Annotated in this window: 19 protein-coding genes; 8 read left to right on the top strand and 11 right to left on the bottom strand. The window is 74.6% G+C overall.

All coding sequences use genetic code 11. The features are described 5' to 3' along the window. Window positions 1-113: 113 nt before the first annotated feature. From ACQP17_RS29230 to ACQP17_RS29220, 3 genes are all read left to right on the top strand, one after another. Complete coding sequence (locus tag ACQP17_RS29230; RefSeq protein ID WP_433858957.1) at window positions 114-929, top strand: class I SAM-dependent methyltransferase; 816 nt, start codon at window positions 114-116, stop codon at window positions 927-929. Window positions 930-1,067: 138 nt separating this feature from the next. Beyond that, complete coding sequence (locus ACQP17_RS29225; protein WP_433858956.1) at window positions 1,068-2,243, top strand: CapA family protein; 1,176 nt, start codon at window positions 1,068-1,070, stop codon at window positions 2,241-2,243. A 36-nt stretch (window positions 2,244-2,279) separates the two neighbouring features. Next, complete coding sequence (locus ACQP17_RS29220) at window positions 2,280-2,639, top strand: VOC family protein (RefSeq protein ID WP_433858955.1); 360 nt, start codon at window positions 2,280-2,282, stop codon at window positions 2,637-2,639. A 42-nt stretch (window positions 2,640-2,681) separates the two neighbouring features. Here the strand turns inward: ACQP17_RS29220 and ACQP17_RS29215 are convergent, their stop codons facing one another. From ACQP17_RS29215 to ACQP17_RS29195, 5 genes are all read right to left on the bottom strand, one after another. After that, window positions 2,682-3,605 carry an NADP-dependent oxidoreductase gene (locus ACQP17_RS29215; protein WP_433858954.1) on the bottom strand — a complete coding sequence of 308 codons (924 nt, stop codon included), beginning with the start codon at window positions 3,603-3,605 and terminating at the stop codon, window positions 2,682-2,684. A 74-nt stretch (window positions 3,606-3,679) separates the two neighbouring features. Continuing rightward, complete coding sequence (locus ACQP17_RS29210; RefSeq protein ID WP_433858953.1) at window positions 3,680-5,704, bottom strand: DUF5107 domain-containing protein; 2,025 nt, start codon at window positions 5,702-5,704, stop codon at window positions 3,680-3,682. 108 nt (window positions 5,705-5,812) lie between these two features. Continuing rightward, on the bottom strand, window positions 5,813-6,718 hold the full coding sequence (locus ACQP17_RS29205; protein ID WP_433858952.1) for an arginase family protein: 906 nt from the start codon (window positions 6,716-6,718) through the stop codon (window positions 5,813-5,815). A gap of 118 nt (window positions 6,719-6,836) precedes the next feature. Next, the gene (locus tag ACQP17_RS29200) at window positions 6,837-7,238 is read right to left on the bottom strand and encodes a glyoxalase superfamily protein (RefSeq protein ID WP_433858951.1); all 402 of its coding nucleotides are present in this window, start codon (window positions 7,236-7,238) and stop codon (window positions 6,837-6,839) included. Between the two features lie 13 nt (window positions 7,239-7,251). After that, window positions 7,252-7,803: a GNAT family N-acetyltransferase gene (locus ACQP17_RS29195; protein ID WP_433858950.1), complete on the bottom strand. Its 552-nt coding sequence runs from the start codon at window positions 7,801-7,803 to the stop codon at window positions 7,252-7,254. A gap of 370 nt (window positions 7,804-8,173) precedes the next feature. Here ACQP17_RS29195 and ACQP17_RS29190 point away from each other — a divergent pair, with 370 nt between their 5' ends. Continuing rightward, entirely contained in the window at window positions 8,174-9,361 is a 1,188-nt protein-coding gene (locus ACQP17_RS29190) for a cytochrome P450 (protein WP_433858949.1), read from the top strand. 34 nt (window positions 9,362-9,395) lie between these two features. Next, window positions 9,396-9,590 (top strand): ferredoxin, encoded by a 195-nt coding sequence (locus ACQP17_RS29185; RefSeq protein WP_433858948.1) that lies wholly within the window; start codon window positions 9,396-9,398, stop codon window positions 9,588-9,590. Between the two features lie 129 nt (window positions 9,591-9,719). Here ACQP17_RS29185 and ACQP17_RS29180 read toward each other — a convergent pair whose 3' ends face one another. The 5 genes from ACQP17_RS29180 to ACQP17_RS29160 form a co-directional block, all read right to left on the bottom strand. Beyond that, window positions 9,720-11,492, bottom strand: coding sequence for an alpha/beta fold hydrolase (locus tag ACQP17_RS29180; protein ID WP_433860037.1), 1,773 nt, complete (start codon window positions 11,490-11,492; stop codon window positions 9,720-9,722). 210 nt (window positions 11,493-11,702) lie between these two features. Further along, entirely contained in the window at window positions 11,703-12,635 is a 933-nt protein-coding gene (locus ACQP17_RS29175) for a S66 peptidase family protein (RefSeq protein WP_433858947.1), read from the bottom strand. Next, complete coding sequence (locus ACQP17_RS29170) at window positions 12,632-14,662, bottom strand: S9 family peptidase (protein ID WP_433858946.1); 2,031 nt, start codon at window positions 14,660-14,662, stop codon at window positions 12,632-12,634. Before ACQP17_RS29170 ends, ACQP17_RS29175 begins: the two co-directional genes overlap by 4 nt. Window positions 14,663-14,704: 42 nt before the next feature. After that, a complete protein-coding gene (locus tag ACQP17_RS29165; protein ID WP_433858945.1) occupies window positions 14,705-16,072 on the bottom strand; it encodes a M20/M25/M40 family metallo-hydrolase in 1,368 nt (455 codons plus the stop codon). Then, window positions 16,065-16,898 (bottom strand): M55 family metallopeptidase, encoded by an 834-nt coding sequence (locus ACQP17_RS29160; RefSeq protein WP_433860036.1) that lies wholly within the window; start codon window positions 16,896-16,898, stop codon window positions 16,065-16,067. The genes ACQP17_RS29165 and ACQP17_RS29160 overlap by 8 nt, the downstream gene beginning before the upstream one ends. A gap of 369 nt (window positions 16,899-17,267) precedes the next feature. Between ACQP17_RS29160 and ACQP17_RS29155 the strand changes: the two genes are divergently transcribed. The 3 genes from ACQP17_RS29155 (at window position 17,268) to ACQP17_RS29145 (ending at window position 20,412) form a co-directional block, all read left to right on the top strand. After that, entirely contained in the window at window positions 17,268-18,155 is an 888-nt protein-coding gene (locus ACQP17_RS29155; protein WP_433858944.1) for a helix-turn-helix domain-containing protein, read from the top strand. 244 nt (window positions 18,156-18,399) lie between these two features. Further along, window positions 18,400-19,275: a serine hydrolase gene (locus tag ACQP17_RS29150; protein ID WP_433858943.1), complete on the top strand. Its 876-nt coding sequence runs from the start codon at window positions 18,400-18,402 to the stop codon at window positions 19,273-19,275. A 198-nt stretch (window positions 19,276-19,473) separates the two neighbouring features. Continuing rightward, complete coding sequence (locus ACQP17_RS29145; RefSeq protein ID WP_433858942.1) at window positions 19,474-20,412, top strand: class I SAM-dependent methyltransferase; 939 nt, start codon at window positions 19,474-19,476, stop codon at window positions 20,410-20,412. Window positions 20,413-20,463: 51 nt separating this feature from the next. On the opposite strand, the gene ACQP17_RS29140 is transcribed toward ACQP17_RS29145, so the two are convergent. After that, window positions 20,464-23,001, bottom strand: a complete 2,538-nt coding sequence (locus tag ACQP17_RS29140; RefSeq protein ID WP_433858941.1) for an MFS transporter — start codon at window positions 22,999-23,001, stop codon at window positions 20,464-20,466. Window positions 23,002-23,151 lie beyond the last annotated feature (150 nt).

The raw sequence follows: 23,151 nt of genomic DNA, 5'->3' as shown, positions 1-23,151 counted from the left end.
GGTGGGTGCACCACGCCGCAGGGCGGCCGCGCCGTGGTGCGGGCCGCCCGGGCGGTGACCGGCGGCGCCCGCGCGCCGGCGGTCACCCACCCCGCCCGCGCAAGGAGCCGACCATGCCGCACGAATCCGCCGTCTACACCCACGGCCACCACGAGTCCGTACTGCGCTCCCACACCTGGCGCACCGCCGCCAACTCGGCCGGCTACCTGCTGGAGGCGCTGCGGCCGCACCTGCGGATCCTCGACATCGGCTGCGGCCCGGGCACCATCACCGCCGATCTGGCCGCCCTGGTGCCGGACGGCCACGTCACCGGCCTGGAGCGGGCCCCGGAGGTGCTGGACCGGGCACGCGCCACGGCCGCCGGACGCGGCCTGACCAACGTCGGCTTCACGGTCGGCGACGTCCACGCACTGGACTTCCCCGACGACAGCTTCGACGTCGTGCACGCCCATCAGGTCCTCCAGCACGTGGGCGACCCCGTCCAGGCGCTGCGCGAGATGCGCCGGGTCGCCGCGCCCGGCGGGATCGTCGCCGTCCGCGACGCGGACTTCGCGGCCATGGCCTGGTACCCGCAGACCGAGGGGATGGACGACTGGCTGCGGCTCTACCGGCGGGTGGCCCGCGCCAACGGCGGCGAACCGGACGCCGGACGGCGACTGCACGCCTGGGCACGACAGGCCGGCTTCGCCCCGGACGCGCTCACCGCCACCGCCGGCACCTGGTGCTACCGCACCCCCGAGGAGCGCTCCTGGTGGAGCGAGCTGTGGGCGGAGCGCACGGTCAGCTCCTCGTTCGCGCGGACCGCGGTGGACGGCGGGCACGCCACGGCGTCGGAGCTGGACCGCGTCGCCCGGACCTGGCGGGCCTGGGGCGCCGAGGAGGACGGCTGGTTCGCCGTCCTGCACGGCGAACTGCTGTGCCGCGTGTGACCACGTCGGCGCCGGTCCGGGTGAACGACACCCCCTGGGCCCGGCGCTGACGCGGATGGCCCCGTGATTGCCCCCGACGGCCCAGCCGCACCCCTCCTCCGGCGGAGAAATCCTCCCGGTGCCGGTAGGGATGGGAGCGTGACCCGAATACAGCGCCTGGCCGCCCTCGCCACGCTCGCCGTCCTGGCGGCGGGCTGCGGCACCCCGCACTCCGCCGGCCCCGCCCGCCCCCCGGCGCCCGCCACGCCGGGCGCCGCCCGGGCCTCCGCCGCCACCTTCACCCTGCTCGCCACCGGCGACGTCCTGCCGCACAACGAGATCATCCAGCGGTCCGGCGGCGACGCCCACGGCCACGGCCACGACTTCCGCGCCATGTTCGCCGGGGTCAAGCCGGTGGTCTCCGGCGCGGACCTGGCGATCTGCCACATGGAGACCATCTACGGCAGGGACGGCGGGCCGTTCACCGGCTACCCCAGCTTCAAGTCCCCGCCCGAGGTCGCCGCCGCCCTGAAGGACGCCGGATACGACTCCTGCTCCACGGCCTCCAACCACACCCTCGACGACGGCGCCGACGGCGTGCGGCGCACCCTGGGGGCCATGGACACGGTGGGCCTGCGCCACGCCGGCTCGGCCCGCTCCGCCGCCGAGGCCGGCCGGCCCGCGCTGCTGCGCGCCGGCCCCGCGAAGGTCGCCCAACTCTCGTACACCTACGGCACCAACGGCATCCCGCTGCCCGGCAAGGCGCCCTGGACGGTCAACCTCATCAACTCCGAAAAGATCATCGCCGATGCCCGCGCGGCCCGGCGGGCGGGCGCGGACGTGGTCGTCGTCAGCATCCACTGGGGCACCGAATGGCAGCCGGAGCCGGATGAGCAACAGCGCACCCTGGCCCGTACGCTGACCGCCTCGCGCACGGCGGGACGGCCCGACGTCGACCTGATCCTGGGCACCCACGCGCACGTCCCGCAGGCCTACGAGAAGGTCAACGGCACCTGGGTCGTCTACGGGATGGGTGATCAGCTGGCGGGCCGGATGTTCAACCACAGCGATCAGCAGGACGGCCGCGGCAACCAGAGTTCGATGGCCCGCTTCACCTTCGCCGGGCCGTCCGCACCCGGCGGGCGCTGGACGGTCCGCAAGGCGGAGTTCCTCCCCCAACTCACCGACATATCCGACGGGTTCCGGGTGGTGAACCTCAACGCGGCGCTCGCCCGGCAGCCCGGTCGCGGCGACTACCTCCGGGCCCGGGACGCCATACGCACGATCGTGCTGTCCCGCGGCGCCGCCCGGAACGGTCTGATCATGGGCAAGTGATCGCGGACCCGCGGGGGTCCCAACTAGGGTTGCCCCATGGACATTCTGGGGACCTCATTGCGGGTGTGCGTCAGCGATCTCGATGCCTCGATCGGCGTCTACGAACGGCTGACCGGCGCCGAGGCGATCCGCTTCCGGCGCGGCGGGGTGGCGGTCGCGGCCGTCGGGTGCTTCTTCCTGATGAGCGGCCCCGAGGCGGAGTTGTCGGTCCTGCGGAAGATCACCGCGACCCTCGCCGTCAAGGACGTGGACGACGCGGTCGCCGACCTCACCGCGGTCGGCGCCGACATCATCGCCGGTCCGCTGCCGACGCCGATCGGGCGCAACCTGGTCGCCCGCCACCCGGACGGTTCGATCTTCGAGTACGTCGACCGCAAGCAGGACGCCGGGGCCTGAGCGGCCCCGGCCTCCCGGCGGCGGGCGAACGACGGTCCGCCGTCAGGACACCTCAAGGACGATCTTGCCGCGGGTCCGCCCGGCCATGCTCTGCCGCAGCGCCTCGGCAGCCCGGGACAGCGGGAAGACGGCGGCGACCGGCACGGTCAGCCTCCCGGCGTCCGCGAGCGCGCCGAGCGCGGTCAGATCGGCGGCGTCCGGGCGCACCCACACCGTGTGGCCGCCCTTGCCCACGGCCTCGCCGTCAGCGACGGAGGCCACCCGGCCGCGGTCCTTCAGCAGCTCCTGCGAGACGTCCACGGCGCCCCCGCCGACGAAGTCCACGGCCGCGTCGATGCCCTCGGGGGCCAGCGCCCGCACCCGGTCGGCGAGCCCCTCGCCGTAGGTGACCGGCTCGGCGCCCAGGGACCGCAGGAAGTCGTGGTTGCCCTCGCTGGCCGTGCCGATGACCCGGGCGCCCCGGGCCACCGCGATCTGGACGGCGAGCGAGCCGACACCGCCCGCGGCGGCGTGCACCAGGACCGTCTCGCCCTTCTTCGCGTCCACCCGCGCCAGCGACTGATAGGCCGTCAGGCCGGCCAGCGGCAGCCCGGCGGCCTGCTGCCAGTCGAGCGAGGCGGGCTTGCGCGCCAGGGTCCGCACCGGCGCGGCGACCAGCTCGGCGTAGGTCCCCTGCTGCACGGCGTCCTTGCGGACATAGCCGATGACCTCGTCACCGATCGCGTACTCGGTGGCGTCCGCGCCGACGGCCTCCACCACGCCCGACACGTCCCATCCGGGGATGAGCGGGAAGTGCGTGTCCATCATCGGGTCGAGATAGCCGGCGAGGATCTTCCAGTCCACCGGATTGACCCCGGCCGCCCGGACCCGGATCAGGACCGAGTCCGGCGCCACCTTGGGGTCGGGCAGGTCGGCGTAGGTGAGGACTTCGGGGTCGCCATAGCGCTGCGTGCTGATTGCCTTCATGATCCGTCACAACACGCGACGGCGCGGGATCATTCCACGGCGGGCGTACGGACCGCGAGGGCGTCGGGGGCGGACTACGGCCGCATGCGGTAGTCGTACCGCTCCGGGAGCGGGTGCCCGGCGCGGGCCGTGGCGCGGACGTCCTCGGTGACCGGTCCGCCGGCCGCGACCAGCCGCTCGGCGATGGCGTACCAGGTGTCGCCGAGCGACTCGTCGCCCTCCCGCAGCGCGGCGATCTCGAATCCGGCGTCGAAGATCTCCCGTGCCGCGGCCGGCTGCCCCTGGGCCAGCAGCACCCGGGCGGTCAGCAGCTGGAGGCGGCCGTCGGCCGGGCCGGTCCGCCGCAGGCCCGCCAGCAGCTGCGCGGCCGCCTCCGTCCGGCCGGCCGCGAGCAGCGCGGGCACCGCCTCCCGGGCGAGCGCGGGCAGCACCGCCTGCCAGGCACGGGCCGGCGGCCCCTCCTGCGAGGCCGCTCGGGCCGCCTCCTCGCAGGCCTGGGCGTAGCGGTCGGCGGCGCGGGCCGGCTCGCCCGCCACGGACTCGGCGACGGCCAGGCAGTACAGCGGCAGACAGCCGGCTCCCCGCGCGAGCGCCCGCTCCCAGCTGCGGACGGCCTGGGCCCGGTCGCCGGCGTGCCACTGCGCGAGGCCCAGGTGGTAGTCGGTGGCCTGCCCCGGCGCCGCGGACTCCAGCAGCTCCCGCCAGGCCGGCGCGACCAGCGCGGGGCCGGGCAGCGGGCCGGCGGCCGGCAATTCCCCGGTGGTGAGCAGGGTCAGCCAGGGCTGCTGCTCCGCGCCCAGCGTGTCCGCCTCGAACGGCGTCCCCGGCAGGGTCAGCCCGGCGCGGGACACCTCCAGCGCGCCCCAGCCGGAGCCGGTGGCCAGCGACTCCTTCGGCTCGTGGTCGGCGTACGGGCGCCAGGCGGCGAAGGCGGCATCGACGTCCGCCCGCGGCAGGGCGGCCTCCAGCCGGGTCTCGACCTCGGTGCGGGCCGCGCCCCAGTCCGCGCCGTGCACCGTCGCGGCGTCGGCCGCCAGCGGTCCGTACGCCTCCAGCCAGGCGAACTCGGCGCCCGCTTCCAGCGGTACGTGCTCCAGCTGGGTGCGGGCCAGACCCGCCTGGATCTCGGCGTAGCCGCCGGTGCCCGGCGCGGTGAGCCACTCCTGCCAGCGGCGCCCGGCCCGGCCCGCGCCCCACAGGAAGAGCTTGCGGCCGCGCAGTGCGCCGGTGGAGGTCTGCACCAGGCCGTGGCCGTCCGCGCCGAGGGAGGTGATCCAGCCGCGGGCGCCGTCGGGCACCTCGTAGAAGTAGTCGGCGGGGTACTCGCTGCGCAGCGGGTAACTGCGGTCGCAGCCCTCGGAGTCGGGCACCGGGACGCGGCGCAGGGTCCGTGCGTAGCCGAGGTGCCAGGCCTCGTCGGCGGGCGCCAGGACGCGGGTGCCCTCGTCCTCGGGCACGGCGGTGTTGGACCACCAATAGACGGGCACGGTGCGCGGGTGCGGATTGCGGATCCGCACGCCGACGTGCAGGAAGTCGGAGCCGTCCGGCAGCCACAGGTCCACCTGGAAGGGCAGGTCGCGCAGCCGCTCCCACTCCCACAGCCGCAGCATCTCCCCGCCGTCGGGCGCCGGGACACGGGCGGCGTGCAGCGGGGCGCAGGAAAGGGTGGTGTGTCCGGTGGCGCCGATGTTCCATTCGATGCCGCCGGAGAACCAGGCGCCGTTGAGCGCGAAGGCCGCGGGCTGCAACACCGGGTTGCGGTAGAGCAGTTCACGATCGGTGGGCTTGTGGTGCAGGGAGTACACCCGGCCGCCGAGGCCGGGCAGGACGGTGGCGCGCAGCCGGTCGTTCTCCAGGACCAGCGCCTCGACGTCCGCGCTGCGCAGGTCGCGGCCGTAGCCGTCGCGCATCCGGGTCGGCAGGATCGAGCGCAGCGGTGCGTAGCCGATCCGGCGTGCCATGCCGGCGGGCAGCCGGGTGTCCGGCCCGAGGGCGATGCGGTGCGGGTCGTCGGTGGCGTGCAGGGCGGGGAGGGGGTTGTCCGGGCCGAGGGGGGCGGCGGGAAGGGTCAGGGTGGTGTGTCGCACACTCGTGGCCACGACTGCCTCGCAATGCTGGACCGGGCCACCCCGGTTGCGGCGGCCTCTTGTTGACCATCGAACCGCGTCCTCGCCGGTGCGCACAGGGCTACTCGCGGCCGGGGCGGGTCAGGGTTGCGCAAAGACGTCCTCAAGGAGACCGGCGAGCAGCACCGCGCCGGCCCCTTCCGGGTCGCGGTCCGGGTCGTAGACGGTGACGTCGACGCCGGCGCAGCGGGGCGAGGCGGCCAGCGGGCGGAGCAGCGCGCGGAGTTCGCCGGGGAGCAGACCACCGGGGTCGGGGCTGTCGACGGCCGGCATCACGGACGGGTCGAGGACGTCCGCGTCGAGGTGGATCCAGAAGCCGTCGAGCGGGGCGCGGTGGAAACGGGTGAGGACGTCGCGGGCCACCCGCTCCGGGCCGCGCCGCCGGATCCCGCCGACCGGGGTGTGGGCGATGCCCAGGCCGGTCAACTCGGTTTGACTCTGGTCCGCTTCGCGCAGGCCCAGTACGCTCAGGTCCTCGTCGCGGACGTAGGGGCCCAGGCCGTCGAGGTCGGTGAGGTCGGGCTGTCCGCGTCCGGTGATCTGCGCCAGGCCCTCCCCGGCGGCGGCACCGAGGGGACCGCAGACCTCGGTGTTGCCCGGGTGCCGGAAGTCGCTGTGCCCGTCGAGGTGGACGACGCCGTAGCGCCCCAGCCGCCGCAGTGCCAGCACCGCCCCGAGCAGGATGCTGCAGTCGCCGCCCAGCACCACCGGGAAGTCACCGCCGCGGACGTGCCCCTCGACGCGGGCCGCGAGCGTGCGGGTGTAGGCGGCGAGGGGCCCGGCGTGGAAGTCGCCGTCGCCCTCCTTCCACTCCCCCAGGTCGTACCGCGGCGGCACCACCACGCCGCCCTCCCGCGCACCGAGCCGCCGCGGCAGCCCCTGGTCGCGCAGCGCGCCCGCCAGCTTGTAGCAGCCGGGGACGACGCCGGACGCGGGCGGGCGCAGACCCAGGTTGGAGGGCGCATCGATCAGTACGGTACGGCGCATGACGTGATCGTTCCACAGGTCGGCGGGAGAGGGGCCGGTCCCGGCGAACTCCCGTGCGTGGGAACGGACTTCGGCTGCGTGCGCGCACCGGGCAACGGAGCCGCGGCCCGGCCACCGCTCACCCGGCGGCCACGCCCTCGCCCGGCCGGTCGGGGGCGTCCGGCTCGGTCAGCCGCAGCCGGTTGCCGAAGGGGTCGGTCAGCGTGAGGGTGGTGCCCCGTCCGTCCCGCTCCAGGCCGGGCCGCAGGTACGGATAGCCCTTGCCGGCCAGCTCGGCGTGCAGCGCGTGCACCCCGGTCAGCTCGGTGCAGACGGTGGAGCCGGGCGTCGCGTCGCCGTGGTGTTCGGACAGATGCAGGACGAGGGCGCCGCGGGAGACCTGGGTGTAGAGCGGCATGCCGGGCTCGAAGCGGTGCTCCCAGTCGACGGTGCAGCCGAGGTAGCCGAGGTAGAACTCATGGGCCTTGGCGACGTCGAAGATCCGGAAGACCGGGACGGTGCGGTGGAAGACGATGTCCATGTCCGGCAGGACATCACACCGGCTCCTGCGGGACCATCTCGGCGGTGATCGCCCAGCGTTCGTGGTCACGCCAGGCCCCGTCGAGGAAGAGGAAGTCCGGCGAGAAGCCCTCCAGCCGGAAACCGGCGCGGCGCACCAGGCCGATCGAGGGGTGGTTGGCCGGCTGGACGTTGGCCTCCAGGCGGTGCAGCCCCATCGGCCCGAAGGCGTGGGTGAGCACCAGCCGCAGCCCCTCGCTCATCAGCCCGCGCCCGGCGGCGTGCGCGAAGGCGCCGTAGCCGATCGCCCCGGAGCGGAACGCGCCGTGCACGATGTTGTTGATCGTGAGGTAGCCGGCGATCCCGCCGCCGGTGCGTTCGCAGATCAAGAACCCCTCGCGCAGCGGCTCCTGCAGCCGGCCCAGATAGGCGTCGTAGGCGGGGCCCGTGACCGGCGGGGCGAGCCACGGGTGGTGCAGCTCCGCGCTCTCCCGCGCCCGCGCGGTGAACTCGTCCCGGTCGGCGGCGGTGAAGGGCCGGATGCCCACCCGGCGGGCGCGCGCCAGGTAGCGGTCGTTCGTCGTCATCGGCAGATCGTACGAAGGGGCGGTGGTGGTGGGCCAGCGCATGGTGCGGGTGTCCGCGCGGCACGTGGTGCGGGTCTCAGCGCCACACCGGCGCGTCCGCGGCGCAGTGGCCGGGCGGGGTCGCCCGGGTGGCCGCCTTCCCTCCCCCGCGCGGCGCGGCGAGTGCCGGTCGAGGGGCGGTGTGACGCACCCTCGTGGGGCCCTGACGGGGTGACTCCGGCGCACGACGGCACACGAAGTTGGCCGGTCTGCGCGTAGACGTGCCCGCCGTCCGAGGCATGAGGTGAGATCGGCGCGGCCGCCACGGCGCGCTTCCGCAGGCACATCTCACAGGGCGAGCGGGCCCGAGCCGCTCGTACGGGAGGAACGCGTGACCGAAGGCATCGCCTATTTCCAGGACCGCACCTGTCCCTACCACCCGCCGGCCGGCTATCAGCCGCTGCGCGACGCCGGCCCGCTGGGCCATGTCACCCTCTACGACGGCCGCAAGGTGTGGGCGGTGACCGGCCACACCGAGGCGCGGGCGCTGCTGAGCGACCCGCGGCTGTCCTCCGACCGGCAGAACCCGGCCTTCCCTGCGCCGTTCGCGCGCTTCGCGGCGATCCAGCAGGTCAGGTCGCCGCTGATCGGGGTGGACGACCCCGAGCACAACACCCAGCGCCGGATGCTGATCCCCAGCTTCAGCGTCAAGCGGATCGCGGCGCTGCGGCCGCAGATCCAGCAGATCGTCGACGGGCTGCTCGACCGGATGCTGGCGCAGGGGCCGCCCGCCGAGCTGGTCTCCGCGTTCGCGCTGCCGGTGCCCTCGATGGTGATCTGCTCGCTGCTCGGCGTCCCGTACACCGACCACGAGTTCTTCGAGGAGGAGTCCCGCCGGCTCCTGCGCAGCCGTACGGCCGAGGAGGCGGAGGCCGCCCGGCTCGGGCTGGAGGACTACTTCGACCACCTGGTCGCCCACAAGGAGAAGGCCCCGGGCGAGGGCCTGCTCGACGAGCTGGTCCACGACGAGCTGCGCACCGGCGCCCTGGACCGCGAGGATCTGGTCCGGCTCGCCATGATCCTGCTGGTGGCCGGCCACGAGACCACCGCCAACATGATCTCGCTCGGCACCTTCACCCTGCTGGAGCACCCCGGACAGCTGGCCCGGCTGAAGGCCGAGGAGGGGCTGTTGCCGGCCGCCGTCGAGGAGCTGCTGCGGTTCCTGTCCATCGCGGACGGCCTGCTGCGGGTGGCGTCTGCGGACATCGAGATCGGCGGGCAGGTGATCCGTGCCGACGACGGCGTGCTGTTCCCCGTCTCGCTGATCAACCGGGACGACAGCACCTACCCGGCACCGGACGAGCTGGACGTGGGCCGGTCCGCCCGTCATCACGTGGCGTTCGGGTTCGGCATCCACCAGTGCCTGGGGCAGAACCTCGCCCGGGCGGAAATGGAGATCGCGCTGCGCTCGCTGTTCGCCAGGATCCCGGATCTGCGACTCGCCGTGCCGGCTGCCGAGATCCCCTTCAAGGCGGGGGACACTCTGCAAGGAATGATCGAACTGCCGCTGGCCTGGTAGCCGCGGCGCACGCAGCCGAACGAAGGGTTTTGGAATGCGGATCACCATCGACACCGACGTCTGCGTCGGCGCCGGCCAGTGCGCGCTGACCGCGCCCGGGGTGTTCACCCAGGACGACGACGGCTTCAGCGAGCTGCTGCCCGGCCGTGAGGACGGCGCGGGCGACCCGCTGCTGCGGGAGGCCGTCCGTGCCTGCCCGGTGCAGGCCATCACGCTCGCGGACGACTGAGCCGGCGGCCTCGCGGACGACCGGCGCAGGCGCGCGGCCCCTGCCGTCCGGGCCCCGCGGCGCACCCGCCGCGTCCGGCTCCACCCTCCTTGTCCCTACGATCTTCTCCCCACGACACCGATCCGCCCACTACGGCAACACCCCTCGCACGACGGGCAGTTCGAGGATTCCGGTGTTCCCGGGCGCGGCCTTGACGGTCACCGGCCGCACCCCTCGATTGCCCGTATAGGCGTCGTCGCTCGCGGCGATGACCAGGCGCAGTCGGTGCCCCGGCGCGAAACGGTGCACGATGCCCGGCAGTTCCACGGTGAACCGCCGGGTCGCATCGGCCACCCGGGCCGGGGCCACCAGGCGGTGCACGAGCGTCGCCCCGCCATCGGGCGCGACGTCGTAGAGCTTGGCGAACAGCACCAGCCGGTCCGCACCGTCCGGGGTGCCCTGCTGCCGCGCGGCCTGCGGCGCGAGGACCCGCAGCGTGACCGCGGGCGCGCCCACCACGTCCAGCGGCCCGCCGGTGACCGGCGGCGACGTCCAGTCGGCGAAGGTGCCGCGGGCGTCGTACGGCGGCACGTCCGGCAGCCCGAGCAGACCGGCCAGCGAGCTCTCCGAATGGCTGGTGGGGGCGCGCAGGTTGCGGTACGTCCGGCTGCCGGGCACCACCGCGCCGCGGCGGCCGACGAGCCGGCCGTCGCCGGAGAGGTAGAGGCGGCGGACGGCGCCGGCCGGGAAGGAGCGTGCGGTCCCGTAGGCGGGCCCGTCGCCCGCCCAGTCCCGGTGGTACGCGAACGCCGGGCCGGTGGCGGCCGCCGTGCGGTGGTGCAGATAGCGGTCGAACCAGGCCAGGATCCGCCGCCCGACATAGCTGGTGTCCAGGTTGCCGCGGGCGAGGTCGAGTTCCCCGTCCGCCGGCTTCCGCATCCCGCCGCTGTGGCCCCAGGCCTGCCAGATCATCCGGGCCGGGGTGCCGTGGGAGCGCAGCGTCCGGTAGGTGGCGGCGGCCTCGTTGAGGTTGAACAGGGTGTCGGCCTGGCCCTGGACCAGCAGTGTCGGTGCCGTGACCGCCGCCAGGTAGGACACCGGGGAGACGCTGCGGGTAAAGCGGAGCGCTGCCCGGGTCCGCGCGGCCGGATAACTGCCGGAGTCCAGCAGCCGCTTGGTGTCACAGGCCCGGGCGGCGAAGTGCAGACAGCCGGCGCCGCCGGTGCGCGACGGGTCGAGGTCCGGATGGAGCAGCCCCTGCGCCTCGCCGATCAGGAAGAACCCGTTCGTCCACTGCCACTTGTACGCACCGGGCAGCGCACCGCCGCGGCCCGCGTTGTTGGGCGCGAGGGAGTAGGAGAGGTCGTTCCAGGTGATGAGCGGGACCAGCGCGTCGACGCGGCGGTCGACGGCGGCGGTGGCGAGCTGGACCGCCCCGCCGTAGGACGCGCCGATCATGCCGACCCGCGGATCGCCGGCGCCGTCCCGGGTGACGTAGTCGAGCCGGGTCCCGTTGTCGGCCGTGCGGGTGCCGGCCAGCAGGTCCACCAGTCCGCTCGCCGCCCGGCCGTCGATCGCCGGGTCGTCGAGGGAGATCGGGCAGCCGGACCGGCCGAAGCCGAGGCCGGAGTAGGCCAGCGTCACATAGCCGCGGGCGGCGAGGGCCTTGGCCAGGCCGGCGGTGGAGCCGTCCGACTTGCTGCCGCCGAAGCCGTTGGTGGTCAGCACGGCGGGCGCCGGATGGGCGGCGTCGGCACCGGCCGGGCGGTAGAGGTCGGTGTCCAGGGCGCAGGTGCGGTCGCCGGCCCGGACGGTGACCTTGAGCGCGGTGACGGTGTACGGGCCGGCGGCGGCCACCGGCGCGGGCGGCGACAGCGCGAACGGCGTGAGCAGCGCACAGCCGGCCAGCAGGGCGAGGGACATGCGCCGCACGGGGCGGACCACCGCCGGGGACACGCTGGGCACGAGGACCTCCACACGCCGCCGCCGACCGGTCGGCGGCGGGCGCGCTCATGCTGGGGCACGGCCGGGGGCGAGGCAAGGCACCCGGCCCGCGTCGCCGCTAGGACGTCAGTTCAGCCCCGCCCGCGCCGGTGCGGGGCGGGCCCGCCGCGCCACCGGACCCCTCGGCGGTCACACGGTCGCCGGGGCGTCCAGGACGAGCGTGCCGGCCGTCGCGTCCAGGACGGCGGGCACGCCCAGCGGCACGGTCAGCGCCGTGTCGCCGTGCCCGAAACCGCACTCCTCGGCCACCGGCACCCCCAGTCCGCCCAGCCGGTCCGCCAGCACCTCCCGCACCCGGTCGTAGGGGCCGCAGCGGGCCCAGGAGCCGAGGGCGATCCCGGCCACCCCCGCCAGCCAGCCGGCCCGCAGGAGTTGGGTGAGCGCCCGGTCGATGCGGTACGGCGGCTCCCCCACGTCCTCCAGCAGCAACAGCCCGCCCGCCGCGCCGGGCCGGGCGTGCGGCGCGCCCAACTCGGTGGCGAGCAGGGTCAGACAGCCGCCGAGGGTGACCCCGTGGGCCCGCCCGGGCACCAGCGGCCGGGCGGCCGGCGCGGCCAGGGTGCGGACGGTCTCCGGCGCGAAGAGCGTGCGCCACAGATGCGCGCGGGTGGCCTCGTCCTTCAGGAAGACCTCGCCGGCCACGGCCGGTCCGTGCAGCGTGGACACCCCGGCGCGCACCGCGAACGCCTCGTGCAGCACCGTCACATCGCTGAAGCCGACCAGCGGCTTGGGGGCGGCGGCCCGGACGGCGTCCCAGTCCAGCAGGTCGACCATCCGCTGGGCGCCGTAGCCGCCGCGCGCCGCGAACACCGCCTTGACCGACGGGTCGCACCATGCCCTCTGGAGGTCGTGGGCCCGCTCCTCGTCGGTCGCGGCGAGGTAGCCCAGGGTGGCGTGGGTGCCGCGGACGTGGGGTGCGGGCACCGGATCGAGGTCCCAGCCGCGCAGCACGTCCAGCCCGCGGTCCAGCCGCTCCGGCGAGAGGGGGCCGCTGGGCGCCACCACGGCCACCCGGTCGCCGGGCCGCAGCCGCGGCGGGCGCAGGAGCGGTGCCCCCGTCATCCGCGCAGCTCCAGCGCCGGGACATCGCTGCGGGTGAGGCCGAAGGTCGTGACGTAGAGGGCGAGTTCGGCCTCCACGGCGCGCACGATGGTCTCGGCCCGGCGGAAGCCGTGCCCCTCGCCGGCGAACGGCAGATAGGCGTGCGGCACCCCGCGCCCGGCGACCTCGGCGAGGAACCGCTCGCACTGCGCGGGCGGGCAGATCACGTCGTCCAGGCCCTGGAGCAGCAGGAACGGCGCGGCGATCTTGTCGGCGCGGTGCAGCGGCGAGCGCTCGCGGTAGCGGTCGGGCACCTCGGCGAACGGCCCGACCAGCGACTCCAGATACTGCGACTCGAAGTCGTGGGTGCCGCCGGTCGCCCAGCCGGCCAGGTCCAGGACCGGATAGCTGATGGTGCCGCAGGCGTAGAGGTCGGTGCCGGTCAGCGAGGCGGCGGCGGTCCAGCCGCCGGCGCTGCCGCCGCGGATGGCCAGCCGGTCGCGGTCGGCGCTGCCCTCGTCGGCCAGGGCCCGGGCGACGGCCGCGCAGTCCTCGACGTCGACCACCCCCCAGCGGCCGCGCAGCCGCTCGCGGTACTCGCGGCCGTAGCCGGTCGAGCCGCCGTAGTTGACCTCGGCGACGCCGATGCCGCGGGAGGTGAAGTAGGCGATCTCCAGGTCGAGCACCAGCGGGGCGCGGCCGGTGGGGCCGCCGTGCGCCCACACCACGAAGGGCGGCAGTTCGCCGTCCGGGGCGACGTGGTCGGGGTGGTGCGGCGGATGGATGTGCGCGTGGACGTCCCGGCCGCCGGGCCCGGTGAAGGTGCGGCTCCGCGGCCGGGAGTGGTAGGCGGGGTCGAGCACATCGACGTGCGGGCAGGCCAGGACCCGGGCGCGGCCGGTGCGGGTGTCCAGCTCGACGAGTTCGTAGGAGCTGTGCGGGCCGGCGGCGATCCCCAGCACGCGGCTGCCGTGCACGGCGAGGGTGGGCGCCCATTCCGTCCACGGCCCGGCGGCGTCGACGAGTTCGCCGGTCACCGGGTCGAGGATGCCCAGGGCGGCGGCGCCGCGGCCGTGGATCACCGCGAGGGTGCCGTCCTCCAGCGGCAGGAACCAGCGCTGTCCCACGTTCCACAGCGGGCCGCCGAACTCCTCCTGCCGGGCGGGGCACAGCGCCCGGCGCGCCGCCGGATCGCCGGGTGCCGCGTCGAGGTCGAGGCGCTGGAGTTCCCACCAGCCGTCGGGGTCCGAGACGATCAGCAGCGAGCCGTCGGGCGCCCACTCGATCTGCGCGACGGACTCCCCGTCCCCGCCCGCGCCGCCGGGCCCGACGGACCCCAGGTCGCCGGCGACCGCCCGGACGTCGGTGAAGGTGCCCGTGTCGCCGACCGTGGCCACCATGACCAGGGTGCCGTCCCAGGGCATGCGGGGGTGGTCCCAGGCGATCCAGGCGGCCCGCCGGCCGTCGGGCGAGAGCCGCGGACCGGTCACGAAGCGGTGCCGGTCATCGGTCAACTCCCTTACCCGGGAGCGGTCCTGGGCCGCCGAGCCGTCCAGCGGCACCGCGGCGAGCACCCGGCGCACGTCGGTCGGCCGCTCGCCGGTGAACTCCTCCAGGACGCACCACACCTCGCCGAGTCCGGGGCGCAGCACCGGGTCGACCCAGCGCAGTCCGCCGCCGACCGCGGAGTGCGGGGTGAGCGGGCGCGGGACGGCGTCGCCGTCCGGGGTACAGGCGTAGAGCCGCTGGTCGTCGAAGTTGCTGAAGACGAGCAGCGGGCCGTCCGCGGTGTCCGTGCCGGTCCAGGGCTGGCCGCCGTACTCCAGCACCCGGCTGCGGACGTTCCAGGGCGCGGGCAGCACCGTTTCCTCCTCGCCCCCCGGGCGCCGGCGCACCAGCGTGCGGCGGCCGCCCTCGGCGGGCCGCGGCTCCGTCCACCACACCTCGTCGCCGACCACGCCGACGAACGCCGGCCGGCCGTCGTGCGCGGCGACCGTCCGGGCGTCCACCGGGGACGTCCAGGAGCCGTACGGAGCCGTCGTCACCATGCTGGGGTTCCTCTCCACCGTCGGGCAGCGCGCGGCCGGGGGTCAGACCGTGCGCAGGAAATGATCGAGCACCCGGACGCCGAAGTGCAGCCCCTCGACCGGCACCCGCTCGTCCACCCCGTGGAAGAGTGCCTGATAGTCGAAGCCCTCGGGCAGTTTCAGCGGTGAGAAGCCGTAGCCGGTGATGCCCAGCCGGGAGAACTGCTTGGCGTCCGTGCCGCCGGACATGCAGTACGGCACGACCCGGCCCTCGGGGTCGAAGCGCTCGATCGCGGCGCGCATCGCGGTGAACGTCGGCGAGTCGACGGGGGCCTGCAGCGCGACCTCGCGGTGGTGGTACTCCCAGTCGACGTCCAGCCCGGTCAGCGCGTCCATGGTGGTCTCGAACTCCGCCTCGCCGCCGGGCACCACCCGCCCGTCGACATGTGCCACGGCGGATCCCGGGATCACATTGACCTTGTAACCGGCCGCCAGCATCGTCGGGTTGGCGCTGTTGCGCACGGTCGACTCGACCAGCCGGGCGGCCGGCCCGAGCGCGTCCAGCAGCCCGTCGACGTCCAGGCCGGCCGCCTCGGTGTCGGTGTCGACGCCGTACAGCGCGGCGAGTTCGCGCAGCGCGGCCCGTACGGTCGGGGTGAGCCGGACGGGCCACTCGTGCGCGCCGATGCGGGTCACGGCCGCGGCCAGCCGGCTGACGGCGTTCTCGCGGTTGACCTTCGAGCCGTGTCCCGCCCGGCCGTGCGCGGTCAGCTTCAACCAGGCCGTGCCGCGCTCCCCCGCCGCGACCGGATACAGCTGCCTGCCGCCGCCCGCGTGGAAGGTGAAGGCCCCGGACTCGCTGATGCCCTCGGTGCAGCCCTCGAAGAGCGCGGGGTGCCGGTCGGCGAGGAAGCCCGAGCCGTCCTCGGCGCTGGCCTCCTCGTCGGCGGTGAAGGCCAGCACGATGTCCCGCCGCGGCCGCACCCCGCTGCGGGCCCACCGGCGGACCACGGCCAGCATCATCGCGTTCATGTTCTTCATGTCGATGGCCCCGCGGCCCCAGACGACTCCGTCGCGGACCTCCCCGGAGAAGGGGTGCACCTGCCAGTCGGCGGGCTCGGCGGGCACCACGTCCAGATGACCGTGCACCAGCAGCGCGTCGGCCGCCGGGTCGGTGCCCTCGATCCGGGCGACCACGTTCGTCCGCCCCGGACTGCGCTCCAGCAGGGTCGGCGTCAGCCCGGCCCCGGCCAGCCGCTCGGCCGCGTACTCGGCGGCCGGCCGCTCCCGGCAGCTGCCGTCCCCGGCATTGCCGGTGTCGATCCGGATCAGCTCGGAGGTGAACTCCACGACCTCGTCGAGCGCCCGCAGGTCCACACCGGAGGCGTGGCCGGCCGCCGGCCGCCCCGCCCCCTCGTGCCGCTCAGCCATACTGCTCCTCCACCGCGGACGAGACGACGGTGGTGACCGCCTTGAAGCACCGGATGGCCTCGTACATGTCCTGCCCGGTGTACGCGACCCGGCGCTCCCCCGCGCGCTCCACCCCGGGCACACAGGTGGCCGCGCCCACCAGGTGCTCGGCGTCGAATTCCAGCTCGAAGCGGAACGGCCCGTTGTGGACGCGTTCATGGCGCACCGCCAGCGAGGCGCCCTTGGCGGCCGCGGACCGGATGTCGGCCGCGGTGCGGGCCGGCGGCCGGCAGACCGCCGCGTAGCGCGACACATAGTCCTTGACCGCCACCGCGGGGGCCTGCGCCGCGTACCCCAGCGCGTCCTGGCAGGTGCGGTCGTCGCCGGTCACCAGCACCACCGGCACGCCGTACTCCGCGACCACGAGGGAGTTGAGGTACCCCTCGCTGGCCCGGACGCCGTCGACCCAGACACCGGTGAGGGTGTTGGCGAGGTAGGTGTGCGCGAGGACGCCCTCGGTGCCGGCACCGGTGTGGTAGCCGACGAAGGCGATCCCGTCGACATCGCCGTGCTGCACCCCTTCGACCATGCTCAGCGACTTGTGCCGGCCGGTGAGCATCTCGGCGCGCTCGTCGAGCCGTTCCAGCAGCAGGTTGCGCATCGTCCAGTGCGCCTCGTTGACGAGCACCTCGTCGGCGCCGCCGTCGAAGAAGCCGGCGATCGCCGCGTTGACGTCGGAGGTGAACATGGCGCGGCAGCGCTCCCACTGAGGCGTTCCGGGCAGCACATCGGCGGGCCAGGTCACGCCGGTGGCGCCCTCCATGTCCGCGGAGATGAGGATCTTCACAGTCACCAGTCCTATCGCAGCCATGAGTCGGTACGCACGATCCCCCCACAGTGTCGAAGCCGCCGCACGGATTTGCCAGTGCGGCCAGGGCCGTTGGGCGCTGACGCCCCGTCCGGCCCCCTCCGGAGGCGGCCCGTTGGCCACGCAGCGTGATCCCGGCGTAGCGGAAGAAGGGATTCCTGTGAAGCGGATGTGGAGGTACGCTCATGTCGCGCCGCATCTCAAACAGTTCCTGTCGCAAAGTGCAAGGACTTCGAACGGAATCCGAAAGGACTTCTGAACGAGTCCTGTCAACTGCCGACGGCACGTGCCAGGTGGGGTAGAAAAAGGCCGGACCAGCTTCCCAGGCGATGAGACAGAGGCAGAACGGTGAGCGAAGTACTGAACGGCATCCGTTTACCGCAACGCGGTGACGGCCGGGCCGACAGCGAGGACGACCAACTCGCGATCCTGACCGAACTGATCGCGCAAAACCTTTGCGATCGCAACCCTGACTTCAAGGAAGTCCTGGAGCGCGGCGGTCACCAGCAGGTCACCCGGCTGATCGAGAACGTGCTCCGGAACGGCGACCCGTTGCCCGACAAGGTGCGCGCGGTCATGCTGCGCAGCGACACGGACATCCACCTCGTGGCGTCCGCGCTCGGCGACTGCCTCGTCAGCGCGCCGGGCGAGGCGCCGGGTCTGCTGATACCCGCCGCGCTCGCCGACGGCAAGGAGGGGCGGGCCCGGCTGAAGGGCGTGCTGCGCCACCGCGCGGCCGTCGTCGGCCATGCGGTGACGCCGCAGGAGGCGACCGCCTCCGTGCGCGCCGCGTCCCGGCTGCTGGATCTGGCCTGCGCGTACGACGGTCCGGAGGCCGGCGTGGTGTTCGTCGACGACCACCTCTCCTCCCTGCTGCTGCTCCAGGACGAGTCGCTGGCCCACGCGCTGATCGCCCGCCGTCTCAGCCCGCTCGCCGGGCTGACGCCGGAGCGGTGCGAGCGGCTGGAGGCGACCCTGCTGGCCTGGCTCAGCGGCATGGGTGCCCCCGAGGTGGCCAAGGCGCTGAGCATCCACCCGCAGACGGTGCGCTACCGGATGCGCCAGCTGGAGAAGCTGTTCGGCGCCCGCCTGCGCGATCCGCACACCCGTTTCGAGATCGAGCTGGCCCTGCGCAGCCGCCAGCTGATCGCCGGGGCCCGCCGGCGCCGCGCCGCGGTCAACCGCCGCCGCCCGCGCGCCATCCCCCGCCCCCGTACCCCGCTGCCACGCCCCTAGGAGCCCCACCCCCGCATATCCCCACGATTTGGCGAACGTCACACCCCGGCACCCCAGCCGAATACGGACAATCCGCCCCAATCCCCTAATGCGTCCGGACGCCCGCCACGTATCGTCACCGTGACCCATGCCCGGGAGGCCGGCCGGCGCGCGGCGGCACCGACCCGCAGCGGAGCCGGATGCGCGAGGCCGGCCGCCCGAGAGCTGCGCCTTCGATACACAGCGGGAGCGGAACATCACCTCCATGCACGGATCACGCATATCGACCTGCACACGGCGCGGGCTGGCCGCCGTCGTGGCCGCCGGGTCACTGCTCACGGTGCTCACCACGGCGACCCCTGCCACCGCCGCCACCGCCGACGCTCCGGTGGGCGGCTCCAAGGTCGTCTGCACATCGAAGAAGCCGGGCCTGGCCCCGGCGCTGTCCCGGGACCTCGCCGGCGCCCTCGACGGACGGCGGGGCGCCTCCGCCCTGGCGGTCTACGACCGGCCCTCCGCGACCCGCTGCGAATTCAAGGGCGGCACCCACTTCGACTCGGCGAGTGTGGTGAAGGTCACCGTGCTCGGCGCCCTGCTGCGGCAGGCCGAGGAGGCGCACCGCAGGCTCACGCCGCACGAGGTCGATCTGACCACCGACATGATCACCAAGTCGGACAACGACGCCACCACCGCGCTCTGGCGCCAGATCCACCCCTCCGGCATCCAGCACTTCCTGTCGCTGGCCGCCATGCGGGACACCGTCCCCGGCAAGGACGGCGCCTGGGGCCTGACCCAGATCACCGCCCACGACCAGCTGACGCTGATGCGGCTGCTCACCACGGACACCGCGGTGCTCAGCGCGCACTCCCGGGGCTACGCGCTCGACCTGATGCACCGGGTCGAGGCCGACCAGCGGTGGGGAGCGCCCGCCGGTGCCCCGGCCGGCACCGACGTGCACGTCAAGAACGGCTGGCTGCCGCGCGACAAGGGCGGCTGGCGGGTGCACAGCGTCGGCGCCTTCACCGGCAGCGGCCGCGACTACGGCATGGCCGTGCTGTCCACCGGCAGCCACACCATGGACTACGGCGTCGACACCATCGAGAACGCCGCCCGGGTCGTCCACCGCGATCTGGCGCGCTGACCGCACCGGCGGGACCGGGCGCGGCTGAACCCGCCCGCCACCGGCCGCAGTTCACACGTGCAGGGCCCGGGCGGCACCGCTGCCCGGGCCCTTGGTGCACGCCGCGAGGCGGCCCGTGCGGTACGACTTTGCACTCCCCCGGGTGACCGCCGCCCCGATCGGCCCCGGCGGGGGCACGCCCGGCGATATCAACGCCACATGATCGAGGCAGCGCGCACCACGGGCCACGAACCGACCGCTCCGTCCGTCCCCCGCCCCGCGGCCCCCGACGGGGAGAGCCCCGCGCCACGGCGGGTCACGGCGGACCTCACGGGGGTGCCCGAGACGGCGCTGTGGACGCTTCGGCACCGGGCCGCCGAGGCCGCCCGCCCGGACACGGTGCTGTCCGATCCCCGCGCCGTCCGGCTGGCGGCCGCACTCGACTTCCCCGACCAGGGCCCCGTACGGCCCTGGCTGGCACAGGGCATCGCCCTGCGCGCCCTGGCCTTCGACGAGGTGGTGCGCGGGTTTCTCGCCGACCACCCGGACGGCACCGTGGTCGCGCTCGGCGAGGGCCTGGAGACCCAGTTCTGGCGGGTGGACAACGGCCGGGTCCGCTGGGTGACCGTCGACCTCCCCGAGCCGCTGGCGCTGCGCGGCCGGGTGCTGCCGCACGGCGCCCGGCAGCGTCTGGTCGCCTGCGACGCGCGCGACAGCCGCTGGACGGCGGGGATCGACACCGCGCGCGGCGTGCTGGTGACCGCCCAGGGCCTGCTGATGTATCTGGAGCCGGCGGCGGCGACCCGGCTCATCGGCGTCTGCGCCGCGGCGTTCCCCGGCGGCACCATGGTCTTCGACACCGTCTCGCGCCGGTTCAGCGCCCGCACCCGGCGCGGCGCGAAGGGGCTCGTCGGCCGCCGGATGCCCCCGATGCCCTGGGGCATGGACGCCGCAGAGCGGCCGCAGCTGCGCGAGATCCATCCGGCCATCGGCGAGGTGGCGGCCCTCGCGCTCCCGGCGGGCCGCGGCCTCCTCGGCCGTCTCGCGCCCCGCCTCACGGCCGTGCCGGTGGTGCGCAACGACTGCCCGCTGCTCACCCGGCTGCGCTTCGATCCGGCGCCCGCCACCGTACCGGGCCAGTCCCGGCGGTCCGGCTGAGCGTGGCGGGCGGCCCGCGCACCCGCGCACGAGCCGCCCGCCGCGGCCGGCTCAGTCCTCGTGCCCCAGCTGGAGGTCGCGTTCGGTGCGGCCGCCGCCCGCCACCTGGAGGACGGTGGCCACCGGCGGATATCCGGCGGCGATGACGGTGTACTCACCGGCCGACAGGTCGACGAAGCGGAACAGCCCGTCGGCGCCGGTGATCGCGGTGTCGACGACATTGCCCGCGGCGTCGAGCAGCGTGACCCGGGCGTCCTCGACGGTCCGGCCGCCACCGGCCCGTACGGTCCCGCGCAGCACCGCGCCGCCGGCCAGCTCGATGTCCTGGCGGGTCTCCCGGGACGCCTGGACGCTCACCGGCAGCGCGGCCGGCCGGAACGCGGGGGCGCTGGAGGCGAGGGTGTACTCGCCGGCCACCAAGTCCCCGATGACATAGCCGCCTTCGCGCCCGCTGCGGGTGGTGGCGACCACCTCGCCGCGGACGTCGGTGAGGGTGACCATGGCATCGCGCACGGGGGTGCCGTCGGCGGTGGTGACGGTGCCGGCCAGGCGTCCCGCGCCGCCGAGCACCACGTCCAGATCGACCGGCCGCTCGCCGACGGTGACGGTGACCGCCTGCGGCTGGTGCCCGCCCGCCGCCGCGATCAGCACATAGGACCCGGCACCCGGCGTGCTCAGCGCGTACCGGCCGTCCTCGCCGGTGGCGCCGCGACCGATCTGCCGGCCGGAGACATCGATCAGGGTCAGTGCGGCACGCGGCACGATGCTGCCGTCGTGGTGCTGGACGGTGCCGCACACCGGGACGCCGGCCGGGGCCGGGCGCGGCCCGCCGGGATGCCGGTGGGTGCGGGGGTAAGCCGGCCCGGCGTCAGGGGAGTTGACGGCGTCGGCGGCCGTGGCGGTACGGGCCTGCGGGACGGCGGCGGGGTCGGCCGGTTCGCCGTAGGGCGTCTGCGGGGTCGTGGAGGTCTGCGGGGCGTGGGACACCAGGGGTTTCTCTTTCAGGAAGAAGGCGAGCAGGAAGCCCAGGAGGAGGACCGGCACGAAGTAGAAGAAGATCCCCGGCATGGCGTGCGCGTACGCGGCGACATAGCTGTCGCGCAGCGGGGCGGGCAGCGCCCGCACCAGTTGCGGGGTGATCGACTCCGGATCGGGCAGCTTCGCCGACCGCGGCAGCCGGCCGCCGAGCCGGCGGGCCAGCCGGTCGGCGAAGAGGGTGCCGAAGAGGGCCGCACCGGCGCTGCCGCCGATCTGCCGGAAGTAGTGGGTGGCGCTGGTGGCCGTGCCGAGGTCGGCGGGGCGTACGGAGTTCTGCACGGCGAGCACCAGCACCGGCAGGACGAGGCCGATGCCGAGGCCGAGGACCCCCATCCAGACGCTGTAGACCTCGCGCGGGGTGTCCTGCTGCCAGCGCGACAGCAGCCACATCCCCACCGCGGCCGTCGCGCAGCCCAGGAGGGGGAAGACGCGGTAGCGCCCGGTGCGGCTGATGAGCCGGCCGGAGACCAGGGAGGCGAGGACGATGCCGCCCATCATCGGCAGCATCAGCAGCCCGGACGCGGTGGCGGTGGCGGTGGCGCCGTCGACCATCTGGAGGAAAGTCGGCAGATAGCTGGCGGCCCCGAAGAGCGCGATGCCGACGGCGGCGCCGATCAGCCCGGTGAGATTGAAGACCGAGTCGCGGAACAGCCGCAGCGGGATCAGCGGTTCGGCGGCGAAGTACTCGACGGCGACGAACAGCAGGGCGGTGCCCAGCGCCCCGGCGCCGAGACCGAGCACGACCCGGGAGTCCCAGGCGTACGTGGTGCCGCCCCAACTGGTCAGCAGGATCACGCAGGTGGAGAACGCGGCGAGCAGCAGGGCGCCGGGCAGGTCCAGCCGCGCGCGGCGGGCCGGCCGGGGCAGTTTCAGCACACAGGCGATGAGCAGCAGCGTCAACACCCCGAGGGGGACGTTGAGGGAGAAGCACCAGCGCCAGGAGGCGTGGTCGGTGCAGAAGCCGCCGATCAGCGGGCCGGCCACCGAGGCGAGCCCGAAGGCGGCGCCGATCACGCCCATGTAGCGGCCGCGGGCCCGGGGCGGTACGAGGTCGGCGATGATCGCCTGGACGCCGATCATGAGCCCGCCGCCGCCGGCGCCCTGGACGGCGCGGAAGGCGATGAGTTCGTCCATCGTCCGCGACCAGCCCGCCAGCGCCGAGCCCGCGGTGAAGACGAGGAGCGCGAAGAGGAAGACGGGCTTGCGGCCGAAGAGGTCACCGAGCTTGCCGTAGAGCGGCAGCCCGATGGTGGAGGCCAGAAGGTAGGACGTGATCGCCCAGGACATCGAGTCCACACCGTGCAGCTCGCCGACGATCTTCGGGAGCGCGGTGGCCACGATGGTCTGGTCGAGGGCGGCGAGCAGCAGCGCCGCCATCAGCCCGGCGAAGACCAGGCGCACCCGGCCGGGGCCGGGCAGCTCCACCGTGGCGGGGCCGGGGTCCGGGCCGCCGGGCCGGTGGGGGACGGCCGGCCGCGCCACAGATGCCGGGGTGTCCGCTGCGGGCGGACCGGTTCGCTCGACCCGTTCGCCCAGGGTGGTCCCGCCCACGTGCTGCTCCCCTCGTCACGCCTGTTGCCGCCCAATTTCTCGCATTGGGCGACAACACCGATCAAGCGCGGCGAATGGGGGCGTGCGGGGCGGGAACGGACGTCAAGTGCGGTGCGCAGCGGGCCTCTTGGGCTCCCATCAGGGCTTTCC

The sequence above is a fragment of the Streptomyces kronopolitis genome (assembly GCF_050953795.1).
GTDB lineage: Bacteria > Actinomycetota > Actinomycetes > Streptomycetales > Streptomycetaceae > Streptomyces > Streptomyces kronopolitis_A.
This window is presented reverse-complemented; position numbering and strand designations above follow the sequence as displayed.

Coding starts and splice junctions, on each gene's coding strand:
- ACQP17_RS29230 (WP_433858957.1), top strand. CDS start 114: ATGCCGCACGAATCCGCCGTCTACACCCACGGCCACCACGAGTCCGTA.
- ACQP17_RS29220 (WP_433858955.1), top strand. CDS start 2,280: ATGGACATTCTGGGGACCTCATTGCGGGTGTGCGTCAGCGATCTCGAT.
- ACQP17_RS29215 (WP_433858954.1), bottom strand. CDS start 3,605: ATGAAGGCAATCAGCACGCAGCGCTATGGCGACCCCGAAGTCCTCACC.
- ACQP17_RS29205 (WP_433858952.1), bottom strand. CDS start 6,718: ATGCGCCGTACCGTACTGATCGATGCGCCCTCCAACCTGGGTCTGCGC.
- ACQP17_RS29200 (WP_433858951.1), bottom strand. CDS start 7,238: ATGGACATCGTCTTCCACCGCACCGTCCCGGTCTTCCGGATCTTCGAC.
- ACQP17_RS29195 (WP_433858950.1), bottom strand. CDS start 7,803: ATGACGACGAACGACCGCTACCTGGCGCGCGCCCGCCGGGTGGGCATC.
- ACQP17_RS29185 (WP_433858948.1), top strand. CDS start 9,396: ATGCGGATCACCATCGACACCGACGTCTGCGTCGGCGCCGGCCAGTGC.
- ACQP17_RS29180 (WP_433860037.1), bottom strand. CDS start 11,492: ATGTCCCTCGCCCTGCTGGCCGGCTGTGCGCTGCTCACGCCGTTCGCG.
- ACQP17_RS29175 (WP_433858947.1), bottom strand. CDS start 12,635: ATGACGGGGGCACCGCTCCTGCGCCCGCCGCGGCTGCGGCCCGGCGAC.
- ACQP17_RS29170 (WP_433858946.1), bottom strand. CDS start 14,662: ATGGTGACGACGGCTCCGTACGGCTCCTGGACGTCCCCGGTGGACGCC.
- ACQP17_RS29165 (WP_433858945.1), bottom strand. CDS start 16,072: ATGGCTGAGCGGCACGAGGGGGCGGGGCGGCCGGCGGCCGGCCACGCC.
- ACQP17_RS29150 (WP_433858943.1), top strand. CDS start 18,400: ATGCACGGATCACGCATATCGACCTGCACACGGCGCGGGCTGGCCGCC.
- ACQP17_RS29145 (WP_433858942.1), top strand. CDS start 19,474: ATGATCGAGGCAGCGCGCACCACGGGCCACGAACCGACCGCTCCGTCC.